Origin of the sequence: Streptomyces sp. NPDC008150, assembly GCF_042956945.1 — a bacterium.
Taxonomy (GTDB): domain Bacteria; phylum Actinomycetota; class Actinomycetes; order Streptomycetales; family Streptomycetaceae; genus Streptomyces.
On record NZ_JBIBHJ010000020.1, the window covers coordinates 1 to 15,482 of the forward strand.

Consider the following 15,482-nt stretch of genomic DNA (forward strand, 5'->3'; position numbering starts at 1 on the left):
GGCCGCGCATGGGCGGCAGACCGTCCGGCACGGGGGCGCGGTGCAGGCGGGCCAGGAGGACGGCGGCCTCCTCCCAGGGGGCGTCGTCCGGGGCCGCCGGGTTCACGCCTTCGGCGCGACCTTGCTGAGGCCGTTGATGATCCGGTCCATCGCGTCGCCGCCCGTCGGGTCGGTGAGGTTCGCCAGGAGCTTCAGGACGAACTTCATCAGTACGGGGTGGGTCAGACCGCGCTGCGAGGCGATCTGCATGATCTTCGGGTTGCCGATGAGCTTCACGAAGGCACGGCCGAGCGTGTAGTAGCCGCCGTAGGTGTCCTTGAGGATGCGCGGGTAACGCTGGAGCACCAGTTCGCGCTGGGCCGGGGTCGCCCGCGCGTGCGCCTGGACGATGACGTCGGCGGCGGTCTGGCCGGACTCCATGGCATACGCGATGCCCTCGCCGTTGAAGGGGTTCACCAGGCCGCCGGCGTCGCCGACGAGCAGCAGGCCCTTGGTGTAGTGCGGCTGGCGGTTGAAGGCCATCGGCAGGGCGGCGCCGCGGATCGGGCCGGTCATGTTCTCCGGGGTGTAGCCCCAGTCGGCCGGCATGGAGGCGCACCACGCCTTGAGGACCTCGCGCCAGTCCAGGTCCTTGAAGGACTCGGAGGTGTTGAGCACGCCGAGGCCGACGTTGGAGGTGCCGTCGCCCATGCCGAAGATCCAGCCGTAGCCGGGCAGCAGCCGGTCCTGGGAACCGCGCCGGTCCCACAGTTCCAGCCAGGACTCCAGGTAGTCGTCGTCGTGGCGGGGCGAGGTGAAGTACGTGCGCACCGCGACGCCCATCGGGCGGTCCTCACGGCGGTGCAGGCCCATCGCCAGCGACAGCCGGGTGGAGTTGCCGTCGGCGGCGACGACGAGCGGCGCGTGGAAGGTGACTTCGCGCTTCTCCTCGCCGAGCTTGGCGTGCACGCCGGTGATGCGGCCGGTGCGGTCGTCGACGATCGGGGCGCCGACGTTGCACCGCTCGAAGAGGCGGGCGCCGGCCTTCTGCGCCTGCCGGGCGAGCTGCTCGTCGAAGTCGTCGCGCTTGCGGACGAGTCCGTAGTCGGGGTAGGTGGCGAGGTCGGGCCAGTCGAGCTGGAGCCGGCTGCCGCCGCCGACGATGCGCAGACCCTTGTTGCGCAGCCAGCCGGCCTCCTCGGAGATGTCGATCCCCATGGAGACGAGCTGCTTGACGGCGCGCGGGGTGAGGCCGTCGCCGCAGACCTTCTCGCGCGGGAACTCGGTCTTCTCCAGCAGGAGTACGTCGAGTCCGGCCCTGGCCAGGTGGTACGCGGTCGTGGAGCCGGCTGGCCCCGCGCCCACGACGATCACGTCGGCGGTGTTCTCGGAGAGGGGCTCGGTCACGGCTGGATCTCCCCAGGGTTCGAAATTGTGCGTGCCGAGTGGCACTGGACATGGGCAGTCTATTCAGCGACCGCCGTCACCCGGCTGAAGGGCTGCCCCCGTGAACCGAGCTCTGCCCGCAGTGGTACTCCGCGTCCCGACCCACGAGGACGCCTTCGCCTGGCACGCGGCCTTCGCCCATCCCGACGTCATGGAGTTCCACGGCGGCGCGTCGGCCGAACTGTCCGTCTACGAGGAACTCACCGCGCGCCAGCGGCGGCACGACGCCGAGCACGGTTTCTGCCTGTGGACCGTGCTGGACGGCGAGGGCCGGGTGCTCGGCTTCACGGGGGCGCAGCCGTGGGCGAAGCCGTGGGGGCCGAGCGGCGAGATCGAGATCGGCTGGCGGCTCGCCCGCGAGAGCTGGGGGCGCGGCTACGTCACGGCGGCGGCCGGACAGACCCTGGAGCGGCTGCGGAAGGCGGGCGTGCCCGGTGTGGTCGCGATGGTCGACGCGCGCAACGAGCGGTCCATCGCGGTGACCCGGCGCCTGGGCATGCGCCTCGCGCAGACCTTCACCACACCGCCGCCGGAGCGGCAGGGCCACTGCTACCGGCTCGACCTGTGACCGACGGGCGACTCGGCGACGGGGAGTGACCGACTGTCACAGAAAGCCAGCCGGCCCTTCCGGCGGCCGGACGGCGCGGGCTAGTCTGCCGGTACCGCTGGGGGTGACGTCCGTGCCCATTCCGCCCGAACGGCCCGGGAGGTCCGGGACGCCCGAGGTGCGTGTGCCGCGCCTGGTCGGTCTGATGGCCGTGGACGCGCGCCGGTCGGCCGACGCCCGCGGCGTCCTGCTCGCCTCGCCCGACCGCCCGGACCTGCCCGCGCTCGTCGTCGAGTACGTCGTACGGCAGTACCCGCCGCCGGACGTGGAGGTGCCGCGCGGCGCCGTCGTCACCGTGTGGTTCGGCGGCGAGGCCGAGGGCGGTGCCGGGGTGCGCGAACCGCGCCGTCCCGCACAGCCGCCCCCGGGCGGGGTGCGGCGGCTGGACGAGCCGGGGGACGCGGTGGAGGTGCCGGGCTGACCGCGCGGGTGCCGCCGCCCGGCGGTCGCGCGCTCAGCCCTTCTTGTAGCCCCGGTGCAGGGCCACGATGCCGCCGGTGAGGTTGCGCCAGGCCACGTTCGTCCAGCCGGCGTCGCCCAGGCGTGCGGCGAGGCCCGCCTGGTCGGGCCAGGCGCGGATGGACTCCGCCAGGTACACGTACGCGTCGGGGTTGGAGGAGACGCTGCGGGCGACCGGGGGCAGGGCGCGCATCAGGTACTCGGTGTAGGCCGTGCGGAACGGCGCCCACGTGGGGTGCGAGAACTCGCAGATCACGACGCGTCCGCCGGGCCGGGTCACCCGGTGCATCTCGCGCAGCGCGGCGTCCGTGTCCTGCACGTTGCGCAGGCCGAAGGAGATCGTCACGGCGTCGAAGGTGTCGTCCTTGAACGGCAGTCTCGTCGCGTCGCCCGCGGTGAACGGCATCCAGCCGTGCCGCTGCTTGCCCACCCGGAGCATGCCGAGGGAGAAGTCGCAGGGCACGACGTACGCGCCGGTGCGGGCGAAGGGCATGGAGGAGGTGGCCGTCCCGGCCGCGAGGTCGAGGACCTTCTGCGCGGGGCGGGCGGCGACCGCCTTGGCGACCTCCTTGCGCCACGCCCGTGCCTGGCCGAGGGACAGCACGTCGTTGGTCAGGTCGTACCGTTTCGCGACGTCGTCGAACATCGAGGCGACTTCGTGCGGCTGCTTGTCCAGGGTTGCGCGGGTCACGTTCCCCATTGTGGCAGTACGCCCGCCGGGCGCGGCACGCGCCCGGTGCCCGGCGGGTTCGCCGCCGGTCCGGGCGCCGCCGCGCTCACGGCAGCAGCCGGGGCGGTGTGCGCGCGGCGACGTCCTCGACCCACCCGCACAGCACCACGAACGCCGCGATCAGCACCCAGGCGACACCGAACATGAACCACTGGCTGGCCAGCGGCAGATACCTCTCGAAGGCCGGCACCTTCCAGAACAGGTCGGTCAGCGGGACGGCCAGGACCAGGGCGATCTCGTGCCAGAGGTAGACGGTCACGGCGCGGGCGTTGAAGACGCGCACGAGCCGGTCGAGGGGCCGCGGGCGCGGCGGACCGGGACGGCCGTCCCCGCGGCGCGCCCTCGCGTACAGGAGCAGCGTCACCGCCCCCGCCGACCAGAACGCCTGCGCGAGAGGGTTCTCGTCGAGGTCGTACGTGCCGAAGACGTCCTGGTGCGCGAACGCGTACCAGCCGCCGTAGCCGAGCGCGGCGAACGAGAGGGTCACGACGACGGCCGGGGCGAGCCGCCGCAGCACCCCGTTGCGGTGGGCGAAGCCGAGCAGCCAGCAGAAGAGGTAGGTCGCGAGGTCCCACAGCCCGCTGCCGAACCGGTCGTCCGGCGGCCGCCACGAGAACTGGAACACCACGACCGGCACGAGGGACAGCACCAGGGCGGCCCGGGGCGCGAGCCGGAACCCCTTCAGCAGCAGCGGCGAGAGCAGCACGAACCACAGGTAGGTGCGCAGGTACCAGAGGACCTCCCAGGCCTGGACCGCCCAGTGGTCGCCGGGCGGGTCGCCGAGCGGCACGATCCAGAGGACGATCCGCCAGTCCGGCATCCACCCGTGCACGAGCATGGCGAGGACGACGAAGAAGCCCCAGAACCAGAACGGCGGCAGCAGTCTGCGCAGCCGCCCCCGCAGCACGGAGAGCGCGGGCCGTTCCAGGGACCGCGCCATGAGCGACCCGGCCAGCGCGAACATGATCCCCATGGACGGGAACACCAGCCCCGCCCAGGCCCAGCCGAACGTGTGGTAGGTGACGACGCGGACCAGCGCGAGGGCCCGCAGGACGTCGAAGTACCGGTCCCGGGACGGGGTTCGCGCGGCGCGGCGGCGGGCGGCGCGGCCGGCCGGGGCCGCCGCCGCGGCGGCGGGCGGCGGCGCGGTGTCCGGGCTCACCGCTCCGCCCCCGCCGGGGTGCCGACCTCGCCGGTGCGCCCGAGCTTCTGCCAGCGCAGCCGGCCGCCGGTCAGGGCGGTGACGCAGGAGTGGATGAGGACGAGGTACATCATCTGCCGGTAGGCGAACTGCTGGAGCGGCATCATCAGCAGGCAGCGGTACTTCTCCCCGTCGAGGCGGAACGCGTAGGCGGCGCACACCAGTTGGACGGCGAGGACCGCGAGCCACGCGAGCAGCGCGGCCCGGAGGTCGACGAAGAGCATCGAGTACACGGTGAACACGTCGATGAGCGGCGCGAACACCGGCGTGACGATCTGGAAGAGCACCACCAGCGGCAGGCCGACCCGGCCGAAGCGCCCCGACGGCCCCCTGTCCGTCAGCGACCCGCGGTGCTTCCACAGCGCCTGCATCGTCCCGTACGACCAGCGGTAGCGCTGCGACCAGAGCTGGCGGAACGAGCCGGGCGCCTCCGTCCACGCCCGCGCGTGCTCCTGGTAGACGACCCGGTGGCCGGCGCGGTGCAGGGCGATCGTGATGTCGGTGTCCTCGGCGAGCGTGTCCTCGCTCATGCCGCCCACCCGGAGCACCGCCTCGCGGCGGAACGCCCCGATCGCGCCGGGGATGGTGGGCATGCAGCGCAGCAGGTCGTACATGCGGCGGTCGAGGTTGAAGCCCATCACGTACTCGATGTGCTGCCAGGCCCCGACGAGGGTGCCGCGGTTGCCGACCTTCGCGTTGCCCGCGACGGCGCCGACGCCGGGATCGGCGAACGGCTGCACCAACTGCCGTACGGTGTCCGGCTCGAAGACGGTGTCGCCGTCCATCATCACGACGATGTCGTAACGGGCCTCGCGCACACCGTGGTTGAGGGCCGCGGGCTTTCCGGCGTTGGCCTGGCGCAGGACCCGCACGTTCGGCATGCCCAGCGACTCGGCCAACTCGGCGGTGCCGTCGGTGGATCCGTCGTCGACGACGATGATCTCGATCGGATGGGTGCTGCGCGCGAGGGAGTCGAGGGTGTTGGCGATGCACTTGCTCTCGTTGTAGGCGGGCACGACGACCGTCACCGGCCTCGTGACCTCCGGCCCCCAGGTGAACCGGCGTCTGTTGCGCCGCCGGTGGTGGCGCCGCGCGAGGACCAGCATCAGGCCGAAGCGGCCCATCACGGCGACGCCCACGACGACGAGTCCGGCCGACAGGGCGGGCACCGTCCACTCCGCGACCGCTACGGCGCCGAGCAGTGCCCTGCCCTCCCAGAGGGTGGCGCCGGTGGCCTCGCGGTGCGCGGCCTGGAGCGCGGACGTGCCGGTACCCGCGGCGTCCTGGCCCCGGCCGCTCTCCCGCTGCTTCTCCAGGGCCCCGCTGACGGTGGTGAAGGTGTAGCCCCTGGCCTTCATCTTCTCGATGTACCGCGGCAGGGCCTTCATCGTCTGGGTACGGTCGCCGCCCGCGTCGTGGAAGAGGACGACCGCGCCCTTGTTCTTCTTCGGCGTCGCCCACCGCACGATCTTCGAGACGCCGGGCTTCTTCCAGTCGTCGCTGTCGGTGTCGACGAAGACGCTGGTGTACCCGTCCGCGCCGAGCTTCCGGTAGACGGGCCAGCTGTAGTCGTCGATGGCGTTCGCCTCCGAGGAGTACGGCGCGCGGAACAGCGTGGTCGTGATGCCGGCCGCGCCGGCCAGCGCCAACTGGGTCTGCGCCATCTCGCGGTTGACGCGGGCCGCGCTCTGGTAGGAGAGGTCGACGTGCGTGAAGGTGTGGACGCCGACCTCGTTGCCGTCGCGGACCATCGTCCGCACGATGCCCGGGTGGCGGGAGACCATCGAGCCGACCAGGAAGAACGTGGCCGGGACGTCGTTGTCCGCGAGGATCTTCAGGACCTGCGGGGTGTAGGTCGGGTCCGGGCCGTCGTCGAAGGTGAGGACGATGGTCTTGTCCGGAACCTGGACGCTGGTCTCGGTACCGCCCCGGAAGGTCAGGATCGGGCCGCCGTCCAGCACCTTGTCCGGCACCTTTCCGGCGGCGGCGCCGTCGCGGACCCGCTCGTCGCCGCCGACCTCGGCGCGCAGATAGCCGTCGAGCAGCAGCACGCTGGTCAGCGCGAGCAGGAGCACCAGGGCCAGGAGCACCCGGGGCCGCTGGAGGGCCGCCGCCCGGCCGGCCGCCCGTTCGATGCGGGTGGGTGCCCGGCGGCGGCCGCGCCCCGACGTCGCCCGGCTCATCGGGCCGCGGCGGACGTGCCCGGGGCGGCCGAGGCACGGGATCCGGTGGACGGGAGCGCCCCGCCGGGTCCCCGCCCGGCGTCCGGTCCCGCCGCTCCCCCGCCCGCGCCGTCGGCGAAGGGCAGCAGGGACGAGGGCGTCAGCGAGGTGCCCCACCCCATGAAGGCGAGGCCCAGCACGCCCGCGTACCCGAGGCAGACGGCGCCGAGCAGCAGTCCGAGGCGTCGCAGCAGCTTCGCCCGGCGTCCGGAGGTGTCCACGAACACGGGTCCCCCGGCCGCCCTTTCCGCACTTTCGCGGCGACCGCCCCGAGGGGCGCGGCGGGACGGACGGGAGTCGGGATTTTCGATTGCGGACATGACAGGAGCAGCGGACTCGGAATGCATTCACCGGACATTAGGCAGGGATTATGTGCGCCCCTCCCCGTTCTTGTTGTGAGGGGCCCCTGAGAAATGCTTGAATCTATCCACTCACTGAGAGTTGAACAGGACGGAAGGTCAACTCGCACCACCCGCGCAAGAGTTGATTGTCCCGGTTTGGCGCCCGACAGTTCCGCTTTGTCCATCCGAAGTCCGGGCCCGTTCGCCAACGTTCACGTGCGAAGCATGTGAAGGCCACCGACCTGGGACCCGCTTTCCTGTGAAACATTCCCGCTCCGGAACAGCACTCCGCGCGAGACTTCCTTTTCCCACCGTTCCCCGTCTGGATTCACGAGAGCATGGTGCATGCACAATGAGGAGTTTCCTCAGGCCGGTGGGCGTCGCCTGCCTGCTCGCCCTGGCCGTCACGGGGTGCTCCTCCGGGTCGGACGGCGCGTCGGACCCGGGCGGCGGGCCGACGAGCCAGGGCTCCGCCGCGAAGGGCGGCGGTGACACCACCGAGTACGCGCCGTACGTCAGCGCGACCACGGCCTCGCCCACGGACGCGACCGGCTCGCCGGCCACGTACAACCTGGCGTTCGTCATCTCCGACGGAAAGACCTGCGTGCCGAAGTGGGACGGCCAGTACGGGGTCGACGACCCGGAGGTGAAGGCGCGGATCACGGCGCTGAAGAAGTCCGGCGGCTCCGTGCGGGTGTCGTTCGGCGGCGCCTCCGGCAAGGAGCTGGCCTCCGTGTGCGACAGCGCCGACGACCTGGCGAAGGCGTACGGCGAGGCCCTGGACGCGGTGGGCTCCACCCAGGCCGACTTCGACGTCGAGGGCGCCCAACTGGCCGACGCCGCCTCGGTCGCGCGGCGCTCCGAGGCGATCGCCGAGCTGGAGCAGGACCGCGGCGACCTGACCGTCTCGTACACCCTGCCCGTGATGCCCTCCGGCCTGGACGACGACAGCCTCGCGCTGCTGGAGTCGGCGAACGACCACGACGTCGACGTCACCACCGTGAACATCATGACGATGAACTACGGGAGTTCGTACGGCGGCGACATGGGCGACTACGCGCTCACCTCGGCCGGGGCCGCGCACGCGCAGCTCAAGAAGGTCTTCGGGATGACGGACGCGCAGACCTGGCAGGGCATGGCGCTCACGTCGATGCTCGGCGTCCAGGACGTCGACAACGAGACGTTCTCCCTGGACGACGCCGCCCAGGTACGGGAGTTCGCCGTGCGGAAGGGCATCGCCTGGGTGTCGGTGTGGTCGACCTTCCGCGACCGGCAGTGCGCCGCGGGCAAGGCCGGGCAGGACGACGCGGCGACCGACTGCAGTGGCGTGAAGCAGAGTTCGGGCGCGTTCGCGAAGGCTCTCTCCGGAGCGTGAGCGACCGCGCCGACCGTGCCTGCCCGTGGCGCGGTCAGCGCCTGCGGTGCACCAGCCGGCCCCCGCACACGGTCGCGACGCAGGCGCCGGTCGCGTCGAAGGCGGCGAGGTCGGCGCGGGCCGCCTCGGTGAGGACGGGCGGGCGCGGGGAGCCGAGCACGAGGACGCCGCCCCGGCCCGCGGCGGCGCGCAGTTCGGCGGTGTCCGCGTGCTCGGCGAGGACCGCCGTCGCGCCCAGCTTGAGCACGGCGTGGACGCGTTCGCGCGGCGAGGGCGCGTCGGGCAGCGGCCCCGTGTGCACGAGCGCGGGCCCCAGGTCACCGGGCCAGCGGCGCACCCGGGCCGCCGGGAACCGCGCGGTCAGCTCACCGAGCGTCCCCACGGCGGCGATCCGGTCGCCCTCGACGGCGACGGCGCCGTCCGCGAGCGGTTCGGCGCCCGGGGCGCGCAGCAGCCGGTCGGCGGCGTGCAGGGTCAACACGTCAGCCCACCGGCCCGTGTTGCCCCGCGACCGCCCTCATCTCCCGCACCCGTCCGCTCAGTTGGACGCGAGCAGCTTCAGCTCGGGGTGGGCGGTACCGCCCTCGATCGCCGTGGACGAGATGTGCGAGACGACCCGCTCGTCGACCGGGTCGTTCGCCGGGTCGTCGTGGATCACCAGGTGCTCGTACGTGGTGGCGCGCTGCGCCGGCACCCGGCCCGCCTTGCGGATCAGGTCGATGATCTCCAGCCGGTTGGAGCGGTGCTTGGCACCGGCGGAGGAGACCACGTTCTCCTCCAGCATGATCGAGCCGAGGTCGTCCGCGCCGTAGTGCAGCGAGAGCTGGCCGACCTCCTTGCCGGTGGTGAGCCAACTGCCCTGGATGTGCGCGACGTTGTCGAGGAAGAGCCGGGCGATCGCGATCATGCGCAGGTACTCGAAGAGCGTCGCCTGCGTGCGGCCCTTCAGGTGGTTGTTCTCGGGCTGGTAGGTGTACGGGATGAACGCGCGGAAGCCGCCGGTGCGGTCCTGCACGTCACGGATCATGCGCAGGTGCTCGATGCGCTCCGCGTTCGTCTCGCCGGTGCCCATCAGCATCGTGGAGGTGGACTCGACGCCCAGGTTGTGGGCGGTCTCCATGATCTCCAGCCAGCGTTCGCCGGACTCCTTGAGCGGCGCGATGGCCTTGCGCGGGCGCGCGGGCAGCAGTTCGGCACCGGCACCGGCGAAGGAGTCGAGCCCGGCGGCGTGGATGCGGGTGATGGCCTCCTCGACCGACACCTTGGAGATCCGCGCCATGTGCTCGACCTCGGAGGCGCCCAGGCTGTGGATGACCAGCTCCGGGTACTCCTTCTTGATCGCCGAGAAGTGCTTCTCGTAGTACTCGACGCCGTAGTCGGGGTGGTGGCCGCCCTGGAACATGATCTGCGTGCCGCCGAGTTCGATCGTCTCCGCGCAGCGGCGCAGGATGTCGTCGAGGTCGCGCGACCAGCCCTTGGCGGTGTCCTTGGGGGCGGCGTAGAAGGCGCAGAACTTGCACGCCGTGACGCACACGTTCGTGTAGTTGATGTTGCGCTCGATGATGTACGTCGCGATGTGCTCGGTCCCGGCGTACCGGCGGCGGCGCACGGCGTCGGCGGCGGCCCCCAGCGCGTGCAGCGGGGCGTCGCGGTAGAGCACGACGGCCTCTTCGGGGGTGATGCGTCCGCCCGCGGCGGCCCGGTCGAGGACGGCTGTGACATCGATTGACGTGAGGTCGGCCTGCTCGGTCACCGTGCGTCCCTTTCATCGGGGTTCGTCGGGCTTCATGGGCGTTCGCCGGGTTTCGGCGGGCATGTGGACGGACCGGACCAGCCTACGTCAGCCCCCTCGCCGCACGGGCGCGGGGCGGGGGCGGGCCGCGCGGTCCGCCGCACGCGCGGCGCGGGCGCGGGGACCGGCCGAACTCCCGGGCGCGGGCACGCGGAACACCTACTCGACCCTGCTCAGCCGGGCCACCGGCCGGCCCTCGTCGTCGCTCTCCGACGCGTAGCGCAGGTCGTCGCCCTCGGCAGTGATGCGGACGGTGTGCGCGACGGGGTTGCAGCCGCTGTGGTTGCCGACCGCGCCCACGGACTCCGCGACGAGCTGGGTCGCCGTCACCGTTCGCAGCGTGAGGATGTCGTCGCAGGTCCCGCCGATCGCGTCCGTGGACCGCATGGTGCCCAGCTTCTCGCCCTCCTTCGCCCGGTGCACCGTCAGCCGGAACGTCCCGACGGGCACGGTGCCGCCGAGCGCGTTCGCCACGCCCTGCCAGGTGCCGACGTAGGACGCGGGCACGCTGTCGCCGGTGCCGCCGGGGGCGGTCGCGGACCCGGACGGCGACGCGGTGGGCGACGCGGTGGCCGTCTGCGCGGGCGGCGAACCGGGCGACGCGGTGGCCGAGGGGGCGGAACCGCCCGCCGAGGCGCCGGCCGACACGCTCGGCGCGGCGGAACCGGCCGCCGCGTCGGAACCGCCGCCGGAGCCGCCCGGCACCAGGTCGAACAGGAACGCCGACCCGACCGTGACGGCCGCGAGCGCCCCGGCGACGGCGAGCGCGACGGTGCAACTGAGCCGGCGCCCGCGCCCGCCGGTCTCCGGCACCGCGACCGCCGCGACCGACACGGAGACCTTGCCGGGCCGCCGGCCGGGGTCGGCCGCGGCGTCGGCGGGGGTGCCGGACGCGGGCGTGCGGGGGCCCGGCGGAGCGGACGGCATCTCGGGCCGCCACGGCGGTGCGCCGCTGCCGCCCGACGGCATGACCGGGGGCGGCCCGAACCCGGCCGGCCCCGCGGCGGACGCGGCGGCCGCCGCCGCGTCGCCGCCCTCCGCTGCGTCGAGGTTCAGCAGCCGTACGGCGTCCCTGCTGACCTGTTCGACCAGGGAGCCCGGCAGCCAGCCCGCCGCCACCAGCCGGGCCGCGCCGTCGGGCGCGAGACCGCGGGCGAGTTCGGCGGGGGCGGGACGGGCTCCGGGGTCCTTGTCGAGGCAGGCGGTGACCAGGCCGAGCAGCTCGGCGGGCACGTCGTCGAGGCCGGGCCGCTCGTGCACCACCTTGTAGAGGAGCGCGGCCGAGGAGTCCCCGGTGAACGGCGGCCTGCCCGTCGCCGCGTACGTGAGCACCGCGCCCAGCGAGAAGACGTCGGCGGCGCCGGTGACGCCCTTGCCGAGGATCTGCTCGGGCGACATGTAGCCGGGCGAGCCGACGGAGACGCCCGTCGAGGTCAGCGAGGCGGTGCCGTCGGTGGCGCGGGCGATGCCGAAGTCGATGAGGAGGGGGCCGTCGAGGGTGAGCAGGACGTTCGACGGTTTCACGTCCCGGTGCACCAGGCCCAGTTCGTGCACCGCGGTCAGCGCCTCGGCGAGGCCGGCGCCCAGCGCCCGTACCGTGCGCACCGGCAGCGGTCCGGCGGCACCGACCGCCGCGGTGACCGACGGGCCCGCCGCGTAGCCGGTGGCGACCCACGGCACGGCGGCCCCCGGGTCCGCGTCCAGGACGGGCGCCGTCCAGGCGCCGCCGACCCGCCGGGCGGCCTCGACCTCGCGCCGGAAACGGGCGCGGAACTCCTCGTCGAGCGCGAAGTGCGGATGCACGATCTTCACGGCGACGGTCCGGCCGCCCGAGCTGCGGCCCAGGTACACCCGGCCCATTCCGCCGGAGCCGAGCCGGCCGAGGAGCCGGTACGGCCCCACGACGGCGGGCTCGCCGGCATCGAGCGGCTGCATGGCGTCCACCCCTGTCCCGAAGGATCCCCCGAAGGCGCGCGGCCCTCCCCTGCGCAGCAGGGTAGTGCCGTCGCGTGACGGGTCAGTACCGAACGGGTGCCGCGGGAACAACAGTTCCGGCGGGACGCACTCAACTGCCTTGCCGCGTCGGCCCTTTCAGGGCTTCAGCAGGTCGACCTTCACGTCGGCGTCGAAGCCGGTCGTCGGGCCCACGCGGCGCGCGAACTCGGCGACGGCCTCCAACTGCGGCGCGCCGAAGCTGAAGTCGAGGGTGGTGAAGTACCGCTCCAGGACCTCGCGGTCGAACTCCTCCCAGCGGGACGCCTGTTCGGCGACCTTGCCGACCTCTTCGAGGGAGAGGTTGCGCGACGCGAGGAACGCCTCGTGCACCTTGCGGGTGATGACGGGCTCGCGCTCCAGGTAGTCGCGGCGGGCGGCCCAGACGGCGAAGACGAACGGCAGGCCCGTCCACTCCTTCCACATCGCGCCGAGGTCGTGCACGTCGAGACCGAAGCGCGGGCCGTCGATCATGTTGGCGCGCAGCGCGGCGTCGCCGATGAGGACGGCCGCGTCGGCCTCCTGCATCATCAGGCTCAGGTCGGGCGGGCACGTGTAGTACTCGGGGCTGACCCCGACGTGCTCGGCCAGCAGGAGCTGGGCCAGGCGCACGGAGGTGCGCGACGTCGACCCGAGCGCGACCCGTGCGCCGTCGAGCTGGTCGAGGGGGACCTGCGAGACGATCACGCACGACATGACGGGGCCGTCGCAGCCCACCGCGATGTCGGGGAGGGCGACGAGCTGGTCGGCGTGCTTGAGGAACTCGACGAGCGTGATGGGACCGATGTCGAGGTCGCCCTTCACGAGCTGCTCGCTGAGCTTCTCCGGCGTGTCCTTCGTCAGGTCGAAGTCGAGGAGCGTGCCCGTTCTCGCGAGCCCCCAGTAGAGAGGCAGGCAGTTCAGGAACTGGATGTGGCCGACGCGCGGCCGGATGCGAGAATTGTCCACATCGCGAGACTAGCCCCTATGGGGTACGGTGCAGACTTCAGGGTGACCCCGCCGGGCAATGCACCGGCCCCTGCCGTACCGGCCGCGGTGGCACCGGCGTCCTCGGTCAATCGGGCCGGGACCATTCAGACGTCCGAGTGACGTGATCTTGACCTCTATCGCTTTCGCGCGCCCGCGTGCTAGGCTCGCCGCAAGTTGCAGTTTGGTTTCCCTTGCAGTACAGAGCCTGCGGAGCATGTGACCGCGGGCTCTCGTCGTTTTCAGACATATGCATTTGTTTCTGGCACTTGCAGGTTCTGGAGCAGGGCAACCCTTTGGGCCCAAGGAGGGCTTATGGCTACCGGAACCGTGAAGTGGTTCAACGCCGAAAAGGGCTTTGGCTTCATCGCCCAGGAGGGCGGCGGCCCCGACGTCTTCGTCCACTACTCCGCGATCAACGCGAACGGTTTCCGCTCGCTCGAGGAGAACCAGCAGGTGTCTTTCGACGTGACCCAGGGCCCGAAGGGCCCGCAGGCGGAGAACGTCAGCGCCATCTGAGTCCACTCCGCGATCTTTGATCCGGATCGGAAGCAGTACCCAAGGAGCCCCATCGCCGCGAGGCGATGGGGCTCCTGCCTTTCCCGGGCCCGCCCTCCGCACCGGGGGCGGGCTCAGACGTGCTGCATGACCAGCGTGAACCGCGTGCCCGGCACCACCGCCTCGTACGTGTGGGCGAGATCACCGCGGAACGACAGGTAGTCCCCCGGCCCCAGCTCCACCTCCGCGCCCCGCGGTCCCGCCTGCACCCGGCCGGCCGCGACGACGACGTGCTCCACCGTGCCCGGGATGTGCGGCTCGGACGCGCGCACGGTGCCCGGCTCCATGGCGACGCGATAGAGGTCGCGGCGCGCCCCGGCCGGGCCCACCGACAGCAGGGTGGCCGCGTAGCTGGACTGTTCCGAGTGCAGGACCGCGCCCTCTCCGGCGCGGATCACCTGCACCGCGTGGTCCGGCGGCTCGACCAGCGCGCCGAACGGCACGCCGAGCACCACGGCGAGAGCCCAGATCGTCTCCATGCTGGGGTTGCCGACGGCCGACTCCAGCTGCGACAGCGTGGACTTCGCGATGCCCGCCCGCTTGGCCAGTTCGGACAGCGAGAGGCCGGCGCGGGCGCGTTCGCGGCGAAGGCTTGCGGCCATCCAGTCGAGCGGGAGGCGGCGTGGGGGCGTGCGCGGGGAGTCGCCGGGGGCGGACCCGCGGGCGGGCCGGGGGGCAGGTGCGGGGGCACCGGCTGCGTCGGACATGTTCGTTCGCTCCAGGGGTACGTTCGTTCGTCTTGACGAACGTCGGGACTGCTGTTCATTGTAATGAACATGCGTTCAGCGAAGCGAACACTCGACGCGCTCGATCCGGAGCTGGTCCGGGACGTGGCCCTCGTCTGCGCCGCCGACACCGTGGTCGGCGTGTCGTTCGGGGCGATCGCCGTGGCCGGCGGACTGCCGCTGTGGGTGCCCGTCCTCATGTCACTGATCGTCTACGCCGGCTCCGCCCAGTTCAGCGCGGTCGGCGTGCTGACCGCCGGGGGCGGCCCGCTCGCGGCGGCGGCGACCGGGCTGCTGCTCAACACCCGCACGGCCGCGTTCAGCCTCGCGGTCACCGACATCCTCGGCCCCGGACGCCTCGCGCGGTACGCCGGTGCCCACCTGGTGACGGACGAGACGGTGGCCTTCGCGCTGGCCCAGCCGGACCCCGACCGGCGGCGGGCCGCGTTCTGGCTCTCGGGGCTCGGCCTGTTCGCGGCCTGGAACCTCAGCGTGGCGGTGGGCGCCCTCGTCGGCGGCGCCCTCGGCGACACGGACACGTACGGGTTGGACGCGGCGTTCCCCGCGGTGCTCGTGGCCCTGGTGCTGCCCGCCCTGCGGGAGGACGGGGGTGTGCGCCGGGCGGCGGCGCTCGGCGCGGTCGTGGCCCTCGCGCTGACCCCGGTGCTGCCGGTCGGGCTGCCGGTGCTGCTGGCGCTGACCGGGCTGCTCGTGGTGGGCCGCACCGGCGGTCCGAAGGGGGCCGCCGCGTGAACGCGACGGTGGTGGCGGTGCTGGCCCTCGCGGTCGGCACGTACGCGTTCCGGCTCGCGGGCCCGGTGCTCGACGGCAGGGTCGAAATCCCGCCGCGTGTACGGAGTCTGCTGTCCACGGGCGCGGTCGTGCTGCTGGTGGCGCTGCTGGCCACGGGCGCGCTGACCGAGGGCCACGGTTTCGCTGGCTGGGCCCGCCCGGCGGGGGTACTGGTGGGCGCCGTACTGGCGTTGCGGCGGGCCCCGTTCGCGGTGGTCGTCCTCGCGGCGGTGGCGGTGACGGCCGGGCTGCGGGCGGCCGGGGCGGGCTGACGGCGGGCGCCCGCGGGAGGTGGCC

General features: G+C 72.8%; 16 protein-coding genes. 6 read left to right on the forward strand and 10 right to left on the reverse strand.

Annotated features, from left to right (window positions below; translation table 11 throughout):
* Positions 1-102: 102 nt before the first annotated feature.
* Positions 103-1,386, reverse strand: a complete 1,284-nt coding sequence (locus ACFZA0_RS34015) for a geranylgeranyl reductase family protein (RefSeq protein ID WP_391024176.1) — start codon at positions 1,384-1,386, stop codon at positions 103-105.
* 100 nt (positions 1,387-1,486) lie between these two features.
* On the opposite strand from ACFZA0_RS34015, the gene ACFZA0_RS34020 reads away from it, so the two are divergent.
* Together ACFZA0_RS34020 and ACFZA0_RS34025 are read left to right on the forward strand one after the other, a co-directional pair.
* Positions 1,487-1,993, forward strand: a complete 507-nt coding sequence (locus ACFZA0_RS34020; RefSeq protein ID WP_391024178.1) for a GNAT family N-acetyltransferase — start codon at positions 1,487-1,489, stop codon at positions 1,991-1,993.
* A 103-nt stretch (positions 1,994-2,096) separates the two neighbouring features.
* Positions 2,097-2,453, forward strand: coding sequence for a PASTA domain-containing protein (locus ACFZA0_RS34025; RefSeq protein WP_391024180.1), 357 nt, complete (start codon positions 2,097-2,099; stop codon positions 2,451-2,453).
* A gap of 33 nt (positions 2,454-2,486) precedes the next feature.
* Here the strand turns inward: ACFZA0_RS34025 and ACFZA0_RS34030 are convergent, their stop codons facing one another.
* From ACFZA0_RS34030 to ACFZA0_RS34045, 4 genes are all read right to left on the reverse strand, one after another.
* Entirely contained in the window at positions 2,487-3,182 is a 696-nt protein-coding gene (locus ACFZA0_RS34030; protein WP_391024182.1) for a demethylmenaquinone methyltransferase, read from the reverse strand.
* An 85-nt stretch (positions 3,183-3,267) separates the two neighbouring features.
* Positions 3,268-4,383, reverse strand: a complete 1,116-nt coding sequence (locus ACFZA0_RS34035; RefSeq protein WP_391024184.1) for an acyltransferase family protein — start codon at positions 4,381-4,383, stop codon at positions 3,268-3,270.
* Positions 4,380-6,605 carry a glycosyltransferase gene (locus tag ACFZA0_RS34040; protein WP_391024186.1) on the reverse strand — a complete coding sequence of 742 codons (2,226 nt, stop codon included), beginning with the start codon at positions 6,603-6,605 and terminating at the stop codon, positions 4,380-4,382. The genes ACFZA0_RS34035 and ACFZA0_RS34040 overlap by 4 nt, the downstream gene beginning before the upstream one ends.
* Complete coding sequence (locus ACFZA0_RS34045) at positions 6,602-6,865, reverse strand: hypothetical protein (protein WP_391024188.1); 264 nt, start codon at positions 6,863-6,865, stop codon at positions 6,602-6,604. The genes ACFZA0_RS34040 and ACFZA0_RS34045 overlap by 4 nt, the downstream gene beginning before the upstream one ends.
* 472 nt (positions 6,866-7,337) lie before the next feature.
* On the opposite strand from ACFZA0_RS34045, the gene ACFZA0_RS34050 reads away from it, so the two are divergent.
* Positions 7,338-8,360, forward strand: a complete 1,023-nt coding sequence (locus ACFZA0_RS34050) for a chitinase (RefSeq protein WP_391024190.1) — start codon at positions 7,338-7,340, stop codon at positions 8,358-8,360.
* A gap of 34 nt (positions 8,361-8,394) precedes the next feature.
* Here ACFZA0_RS34050 and ACFZA0_RS34055 read toward each other — a convergent pair whose 3' ends face one another.
* The 4 genes from ACFZA0_RS34055 to ACFZA0_RS34070 all read right to left on the reverse strand — a co-directional run bounded on the left by ACFZA0_RS34055 (position 8,395) and on the right by ACFZA0_RS34070 (position 13,092).
* On the reverse strand, positions 8,395-8,841 hold the full coding sequence (locus tag ACFZA0_RS34055; protein WP_391024192.1) for a hypothetical protein: 447 nt from the start codon (positions 8,839-8,841) through the stop codon (positions 8,395-8,397).
* A gap of 57 nt (positions 8,842-8,898) precedes the next feature.
* On the reverse strand, positions 8,899-10,113 hold the full coding sequence (mqnC, locus tag ACFZA0_RS34060) for a cyclic dehypoxanthinyl futalosine synthase (RefSeq protein WP_391024194.1): 1,215 nt from the start codon (positions 10,111-10,113) through the stop codon (positions 8,899-8,901).
* 198 nt (positions 10,114-10,311) lie between these two features.
* On the reverse strand, positions 10,312-12,087 hold the full coding sequence (locus ACFZA0_RS34065) for a protein kinase (protein WP_391024196.1): 1,776 nt from the start codon (positions 12,085-12,087) through the stop codon (positions 10,312-10,314).
* Positions 12,088-12,243: 156 nt separating this feature from the next.
* Positions 12,244-13,092, reverse strand: a complete 849-nt coding sequence (locus ACFZA0_RS34070; RefSeq protein WP_391024198.1) for an MqnA/MqnD/SBP family protein — start codon at positions 13,090-13,092, stop codon at positions 12,244-12,246.
* A gap of 333 nt (positions 13,093-13,425) precedes the next feature.
* Here ACFZA0_RS34070 and ACFZA0_RS34075 point away from each other — a divergent pair, with 333 nt between their 5' ends.
* Complete coding sequence (locus tag ACFZA0_RS34075; protein ID WP_391024199.1) at positions 13,426-13,629, forward strand: cold shock domain-containing protein; 204 nt, start codon at positions 13,426-13,428, stop codon at positions 13,627-13,629.
* A gap of 113 nt (positions 13,630-13,742) precedes the next feature.
* Here ACFZA0_RS34075 and ACFZA0_RS34080 read toward each other — a convergent pair whose 3' ends face one another.
* The gene (locus ACFZA0_RS34080; RefSeq protein WP_391024201.1) at positions 13,743-14,270 is read right to left on the reverse strand and encodes a helix-turn-helix domain-containing protein; all 528 of its coding nucleotides are present in this window, start codon (positions 14,268-14,270) and stop codon (positions 13,743-13,745) included.
* A 174-nt stretch (positions 14,271-14,444) separates the two neighbouring features.
* On the opposite strand from ACFZA0_RS34080, the gene ACFZA0_RS34085 reads away from it, so the two are divergent.
* Positions 14,445-15,146 (forward strand): AzlC family ABC transporter permease, encoded by a 702-nt coding sequence (locus ACFZA0_RS34085; protein ID WP_391024202.1) that lies wholly within the window; start codon positions 14,445-14,447, stop codon positions 15,144-15,146.
* Positions 15,143-15,457 carry an AzlD domain-containing protein gene (locus ACFZA0_RS34090; protein WP_391024204.1) on the forward strand — a complete coding sequence of 105 codons (315 nt, stop codon included), beginning with the start codon at positions 15,143-15,145 and terminating at the stop codon, positions 15,455-15,457. Before ACFZA0_RS34085 ends, ACFZA0_RS34090 begins: the two co-directional genes overlap by 4 nt.
* Positions 15,458-15,482: the final 25 nt, after the last annotated feature.